The 7303-nt window shown below is 52.6% G+C and carries 5 protein-coding genes; 2 read left to right on the forward strand and 3 right to left on the reverse strand.

The window, feature by feature from the left end; all coding sequences use genetic code 11:
• Window positions 1-91: 91 nt before the first annotated feature.
• Together ACFE72_RS14420 and ACFE72_RS14425 are read right to left on the reverse strand one after the other, a co-directional pair.
• Window positions 92-1957 (reverse strand): hypothetical protein, encoded by a 1866-nt coding sequence (locus tag ACFE72_RS14420; RefSeq protein WP_375413783.1) that lies wholly within the window; start codon window positions 1955-1957, stop codon window positions 92-94.
• Between the two features lie 860 nt (window positions 1958-2817).
• Window positions 2818-3237, reverse strand: coding sequence for a hypothetical protein (locus ACFE72_RS14425; RefSeq protein WP_375413784.1), 420 nt, complete (start codon window positions 3235-3237; stop codon window positions 2818-2820).
• A 373-nt stretch (window positions 3238-3610) separates the two neighbouring features.
• Between ACFE72_RS14425 and ACFE72_RS14430 the strand changes: the two genes are divergently transcribed.
• The gene (locus ACFE72_RS14430) at window positions 3611-4495 is read left to right on the forward strand and encodes a hypothetical protein (protein ID WP_375413785.1); all 885 of its coding nucleotides are present in this window, start codon (window positions 3611-3613) and stop codon (window positions 4493-4495) included.
• 216 nt (window positions 4496-4711) lie between these two features.
• Here the strand turns inward: ACFE72_RS14430 and ACFE72_RS14435 are convergent, their stop codons facing one another.
• The gene (locus ACFE72_RS14435; protein WP_375413786.1) at window positions 4712-5023 is read right to left on the reverse strand and encodes a helix-turn-helix transcriptional regulator; all 312 of its coding nucleotides are present in this window, start codon (window positions 5021-5023) and stop codon (window positions 4712-4714) included.
• Window positions 5024-5537: 514 nt separating this feature from the next.
• Here ACFE72_RS14435 and ACFE72_RS14440 point away from each other — a divergent pair.
• Window positions 5538-7190: a nuclease-related domain-containing protein gene (locus tag ACFE72_RS14440; protein ID WP_375413787.1), complete on the forward strand. Its 1653-nt coding sequence runs from the start codon at window positions 5538-5540 to the stop codon at window positions 7188-7190.
• Window positions 7191-7303 lie beyond the last annotated feature (113 nt).

Raw genomic sequence — 7303 nt, forward strand, 5'->3', positions numbered from 1 at the left:
AACCGACTACACCGGTTTTGCGAGACCGTCTAAGGCTGGTATGCGCACCAGCGGGAATCAATGCGACCGCCTGATGCACCACGTTCAGGCGCTACCAATCCTCTTTTTTGTTCGTCTCTAAGATATTGATATCGACCCAGAGGTTGCCAAACCTGCCGTCGGGCCGACGCAGTTGGCTCGCGCCGTTTATCCGACAGCGAAAACTCTGAACGGTTCCTGCAGGTATGGAAATCTGGTGGCTCCGTCCGTTGGGCCCCTTGATGGTTAGTACAAATCCTTCCTTGGCTCGTCTCGGATTGACCGTCTCCTGCTGCTCTTGGTCATATCTCGGGTCGAAACGCTCGTCGTCCACGGTATCGCTGGCTGTATTATCTGATGTAGAATACGTGTCCGATCTTTCCCATCGCTCTTCGGCACGGTGTGATTTTTGTTTCGGCAAATCCTCAAGCTGACCGTATTTCAATCGGAACATATCAGCACGATGCTTGCCCTTCACGAAATAGCCGAAATCAGCATAGCTCGGCCGAGCGTTTGCCAAATACTGCGGGCGCCAAGCCTTTACCTGATCGAGCTCTACCCGAAAGCGGTTGCTGATCTCGCGCTGATCCGCGTCATTGACATTGGTGGCAATGAGGGTGCCTACGCCCATCATGGCGTCCTTCAGTTCCGGCGGCAGCTGCGCCAGTCGCTGGTGGGCAAAAACACACGCAATGTTCCTCTTGCGCGCCTGGTCCGTAAAAGGCGTGATGACCGCGGCATCAAGGTATTCCTGAACTTCGTCAACCATGAACACGACTGGAGCGCTGCGAGTACTGCGATGCGCAATGTTCTTATCAAGCAGCTTGAAGAAGAACCGGCCAAAAAACGATGAAGCGTACCGCCCGAGCTTTTCATGATTAGTGTTGACGAGGATGATACGCCCGTTTTCGATGGCATCGTACAGGTTGATATCATCACGCTGTTTCTTGAAGAGAGGCCGCAGCGGAGTGTAGGGACCGCAGATATTGTTGAGGCGTTGCAGTATTTCTGCATGCGTAGACTGAAAGCCGGCGTATTGGTTGTAGTACCAGTTCTTCATTTCATCCGGCATGAGATCGGCCGCTTTGTGGGCGTTGACCGGCAGCTCCAAGCCCTTTTTCTTCCCGATCAGGTATTCCTCGAAGTCCTCGATCGAGGCGGTGCGGTCGAACGCCTTCGGATATCCGAACAGCATGAGCACGATTCCGTAGGTGAAGGCGGTCTGTTGCCGCCCGGTCAAAGGTTGCTGGCCGGCCTCGAATAGATATTTGAACGTGTCGATGACCGTGAAGGCCGAGCCGGCGTCTAAGAGGCCGGGGTTGAACAGATCCAAGCTCATCGGACTGCTTATGGGGTCAATCAGCAATGCGTTCGGAAATCGCTCCTTGATAATACCAAGCATTTGGTTTTGGCTGTCGATGATAACGAAGCCGGGCGGTCTTTCCTTCTTCATTTGCTGCGCAAAGATCGTCTGCAGCAGTTGGGTTTTGCCGCCGCCGCTTTCGGCCAGCACATACAGGTGTTGCGGCCACATGTATTCGGGGATGAGGCCGACACCAAAGTCTTTCGGTCGTTCAATGAGCTCGCCTTCCGTGTCCTCGACCGGGGACATGTTCGCTTCGAGGTAGGAGCGGAACCGCTTCAAGCCGTCAAAAAGTTTCTTATGAAAATCTTGGGCTTCCATAATGCTGTCGACGTGCCAGCTTGTGCGGCGGCGATACAGGTCGCGGAAATAGATGTTGTTATCGATTTCAATCTTTTCTTTTTTCCCTTTTTCATTTTCAATAAACTGATGAGTCGGCTCTTGCTCGACGATGGCGACCGCTTCCATATTGTTCTGACGAACGAGCTGGCGCTCATCCGGTGTCAGGTGGACATACACGATGACCGTCGATCCATTTCGGAGCCATGGTTTTCGGTGCTCGATACGATGCTTCATAAACTAGTCCATCGTAAGGATGAGCCGGGCACCGTAGGCCTCGAATGCGTGCACGGTTGTCCAGCCTCTGATGGTCACTTTATCGCCCGGAAAGAGGTAAGAGCGGGAGCCTGGGCCAGACCATATCGCTAAAGCGCCGGTCAGCACGCTGAGTGTTGGCCGACGCCTCCCGGAGAGGCGGAAATAGTTGCCCGGAAAAATGACGTAGCGATTGTGCTCGCCGACGTAGACGCAGCCGCACAGACGATCGATGAAAATGAAGTCATCCCGGCAGTTGTTCTGAGTGCCCGGCTCCCAGATACGACAGCGGTTGCTTCTTGGGTCGTACCGGGTGCCCGCAGGGCACCCGAACGACACGGGTGTAGTGTCCGTCGAAACGGCGCCCTGCGATCGGAAAGCGTTCGCCACAGGCTGCTGCGCGGGCGGGTTTAGCGTTACATTGTTGGCGGGCAACACGACAGCGGGTTTTGGCGGAGAAGAATTGAAACACGAAGCGAACACAACGAAGCCAAGCAGACCAACTAGGCATGCGTATAGGCCAGGCGGGCGAGAGGCCCAATACAGGACGTCGCTCAACCAAACAGTCCAATCGGAATTTTTGCGAACTGCCATGAAATGCGCTTCAGAATGGCCAATGAGTTATTCCGTTCGAGTGATGGACATGTGATCGGGGGTTCTTTGGCATGGATTGAATGGAGAACTCCGAACTCGAACTCTGAATGAACAGGTGATCAATATCCGTGAGATACGGCGGTATCGGGCGTCTATTCCGCGCTAAGCGAAACGGACGAAAGATTGAGTTTAGGATGCGTCGGAGCGGTCGAGTCGATTGAGATTGGGCCTGCATGGCGATGCTTCCTTTACGCTGCGGTCAGCTGAGAAAGGTCAAAGTAGCGCGTCCCCTTTCCTAGCTCGGACCACTGAGTCTTCGTCTTGATGGCAGACTGACGAATTCTTAGGAACCGGTTCAGGCCGGCACGCTCGCTTTCCTCCTCGTCGCGGGCGTGCTGGTCGAGAGCCAAATGCCAATCGCGTGCTCTTCCGGTAAGAACAGTCCGCTTTTCTTGGCCGTCGGCTCGCAATGTGACGAGTTCAGGGTGTCGGCCAGCCATGTCGAACCGGGCGGAGACGGCCCCATGCCCTAAGGCGAAGGTGATCAGACGGTTCCGTAGGTCGTTTCCCAGGAAAAGGCGGGCTTCTGGCTGGGTTCGGTCTGAGCTCGGACCCCTAGTCGGGCGGAAAAGATTGCTAAGATCGCTTAGGCGGTAGTGCTTGGTCATGGGTTGCTCCCAGTTGTGAGAGAACCGCCGAACGCAAGGAAACTTGCACGGTTTGAGGTATCATGTTACTATATTACCTGCCCCTCGGGGTGCATGGCGTTCCCAGCGCTAATGCGGACCGGTAAGATCTCACCCTTATCGGTCCTTCGCTTTTCCGCCTTTTCTGAAGGCTCGTAAATTTAATGAATTCAATAGGTTAGGGGAAGGGTTGGAAAGGTTTGTGCGCTCAATGTGAGCGGGCACATGCGAACAGATTTGTTGTTCTGTGCGAAAAGGAACACATTCATCTTTCTGTTCGAACATTTCTTCGAATTGTTGGAATTCTCGATCGGAATCCGCTAGCTTGGCACGCGCAAGTTGAGGGGTAATGGGGATGAACGCCGATTTTGATCGTCGTGTAGTCACGGATGAAGTCGAATTTTGGTTAGGGCTATCGGAAGTATTTTTCGAATCATTCAAAATCAAGAAAGATCCTGGTCCCACATGGTTTCTGTTGAATGAGGTGCTCCGAGACACTTCGGGAATTACTGTAGGCGAAGCTACCAGTGCCCTTACCTCAGCAGGCGTCGTGCGGAGCAAGCCTGCCTATGACGTGACAAAATATTCAAAGCATTTGTGCTCCCTGGGCCTTTTAGATGCTACCGGGCTTGATCTCGAAAAGCATACTTTCACCGTCGACGCCATTTTGCGGGTTGGGCCTCGCATGGAAAAAGGGATTGATCGGTACGTCGGCCGGGTGTTGGAATTGCTTTTTGATCGTCGAACCGCTGATTGGATGCTGTCGAACCATTCTACCCGGGTCGTCATGAATGCGATCTACGACTACATGCGGGGCACCTACATCCCAATTTGGGAAAAGTTTTTGAATGACTTGGCGCACGTAGCGGCTCAGAAAACGAAGGCCCGTCAAAGCATCGTGTTCGGGTACTTGCGCGGCAACACGGAAGTGTTTGTGCTGCTACATCGGTTGTGGGAAGCGCACCTGGACGACGATATTGGAGCGGGCTTCAATCTGGCGGACTTATGTGACCTGCATTCGCGAATACGGGTATCGTCTCAGACAGCGATCGAGAACTGTGTCGAACGTCTGTGCCACTATAAGATCTTGGACGGTGACGCGGCCGCTTTACTGAAACTGCATGAGGACCAGTCACCCGTATTCGAGCGTTACATCCCAAGCTTCATTGCTTCGCGACTGTTGTTCAAGGAACATCTCGAATCATGTTTTGTTGAGGGTCGCCAAGCGGCGGCCGGTTGAAGCTCCAACAGAGTTGAGGGCAAAGCAGGCAACATCAGTAAGTCGGACGTTCGTTTCCGCGCGTGAGCGCTCGGAAGCTATTGCTTGAATTGTGGAATCCGGCCGATAACAGCCGACAAGCAGGGTGTCAGAGCATTGTCAGGCGATTGTCGTCGAAGTTTGGTGCTTGGGGCAAGAAAAAGGCGGCAAGTTTCGAACCTTGCCGCCGAGTGCCCTTCACGAAGTGTCTGCTCTTTGCGCAGCGCGAGGTCGTGAAGCGATCCAGGCTTCTATTTCGTCTGCGTACCAAGCGACCCTGCAAAGCCCGAGCACGACCCGAATGGGAAATGTGCCGGCCTTCTCAAGGCGCGCAATGTGCGCTGGCGAGTACGGAACGCCGTAGACCGATTTCAGCTCCTTTTTCGATACTAGCCTTCTTAACGTGTTCATCGATCGCTCCATGGAGAGCGTCGACGCCCATTGGTTAAAGGACCAGCTAGCGGGCGGGACGGATATAGTTGGAAATAGCAAAATAGGCAACCTGAACATAGCGAACGTCAATAGGCGACTAGAATGCCACAGAAAGCTGACAAAAATCAGGTTCTATGCTATTGTTACTTCAACAGATTGTGCCGCTCGCGCCTGCGAAACAACTCCCGATGGTCGGGGGCTGTTAGCGGGCGGGAGGCTCTTAATGAGTTCTTTCAATTCCACAAATTCGTTTTCACCTTCAATCGTCAACAACATCGCTGAAGATGTAGCTCTCAAGCTTTCTTGGGAAGTTCTTCATGTTTTTCATTCAGCCGGAATAAACACATACACGGTAGACACGCACCACAAGCCTACCATAAGGGAGGTGGGTATCCAGGTGTTGCGAGTTGCGGCAGACAAATACGAACGCCTCCTTGTATAGCGAAGTACCCCCGACATGATCGGGGGTCTTTTTCTGATGCGTGAGCACCAACTTCTTGCTAAGGTAATTCGGTCAGCCGGTTCTAAAAACTGGCGCTCGCCGCCGATCATTCCAAACAAATTGTGATTTTTGAACTTTCGGGTTCGGTCTATGGCTTTCCATTTTCCTTGCGTCAAATCTGAAGAAAATGAAAAAGGCGCCATGAGAGAGCTGAAAAGCTCACTCGGAGACGATTGGCTGCTCCTAACAAATATCCCACAGTACATCGCTGGTAAGGAAATCGATGTATGTTTGCTCGGTCCGCCGGGAATGATTGTGATGGAATTGAAAAACCACCGCGGCCCGATCATAGTTCCTAAGGTGGGAGACTGGACTGGATTGAGAGAAGGAGGAAATCCGCTACAGCAGGCGGTTCAATGCTCTCAGCGGCTGAAGCGCTACATTGCGGAGCGGGATGCTACCTTGCAGCGTGTTTTTATTGACTTCCTTGTTTTAATGACGAACATTTCATGTGAATTGGACGTTCATGTCGATCTGAGAAAAGAATTCAGGGTTGGTCGGTTAAGCGAGGCCGAAAATCTAGTTTATGGACGGCTCAGTTTTGATCGAAAAAATAGAGGCATCACATTAGATGATCGGCGTAGCATCTTTTCGATTATTACCGGCCAGACGTTGCCTCCGAAGTTGGAAGCTTTATGGAGTACCGCAGGAGTACCCCGCGTCGGAGAGACAAGAGCTACGGCTACAGAGCTGCATCGGCCGGCCAATATACTGCCGTACGAAACCGAAAAATTGGCCGAAAGAAGAGCGTATGACTCCTCCTCTTGGCTTAATAAGTTGGAAGTCTCAATTAGTAACTCAGAGGCTTTTCGACAGCCAACCTTAAATACAACAGCCCCTTCTTATGTCGATCAACGGATCATCCAACCAAGATCCAACCTTGATCTCTTAATACCAAATCGGTTCCCGCCCAATTACGCGCGCTCGCGCCGCACGTCAGCGGCCAAGCCTGTCGCAATTATCCTCGCTCTTCTGATCGTTATTGCAATCCCTACATGGGCGATTTATCGCGTCATCGTTGGAGTTGAGGCATGGTGGTCGGGACTTCCTAATTTTGCCGAAATTGCTCGCACGAAGTTCCCGCGCGTACCAAATCCTTGGCACGATACTCCAAAGACGCAAACCACTTTGGCAGAGCGCAAGAGCGAACCATTTCCCAAACGCGATCCAAATCTGTCAAACGCGCCCGACACATCCACTTCTGTTTCGCAGCAATTTCCGATTCCGCAAAATAATCCAGCGGTTCCTCCACCACCGGTTCCGGCGGCGGGTTGCCCTATTGGAACTCTTTTTGACTCCTATACCGGTCAATGCACATTTCTTCCGGGAGAAGACCAAGCAACGTCAGTTGGAGCACCGCTGGATATCCACCCTGAGTGTTCTCCCGGTTCGGTCTATTCATCTCAGTATCGGGCTTGCGTCCTCGTTGAAGCGAACAACGACTGTCCGTTGGGCATGCATTATCGAGAAGAATCTCGCCGATGCGTTTCCAAGCTAAAATATGGGCCGCTCAGATACGAAGACCGTGTTTCGCTTTTAGCGGGTTCTTTTGTCCAAGCTCATCCCGTTCCAGAAAATTACGCCATCCGCGTATTGCAGGGCTCTCTGCGCATTTTCTACGTCGAAGATCCTGCAACAGCAGAAAATGTAGTCCTCAGCGGGCGTGGTCAACCGTTGTATAACTATGCGATTATATCCTGCGTCATATGCCCTGCTACCTTCATTACACGTCGAATAAACTAATCGCGATGTGTGGCAACGAGAGCGGCCGCAAACGCGCTGTGCGTATGGGGAGGGCGAGTGAGCTGCTGCCGGTTTGATGGACACCCGGTTAAGCTAATCCGGCCTTGCGTTCG

Source organism: uncultured Bradyrhizobium sp. (assembly GCF_964252615.1).
Lineage (GTDB): Bacteria > Pseudomonadota > Alphaproteobacteria > Rhizobiales > Xanthobacteraceae > Bradyrhizobium.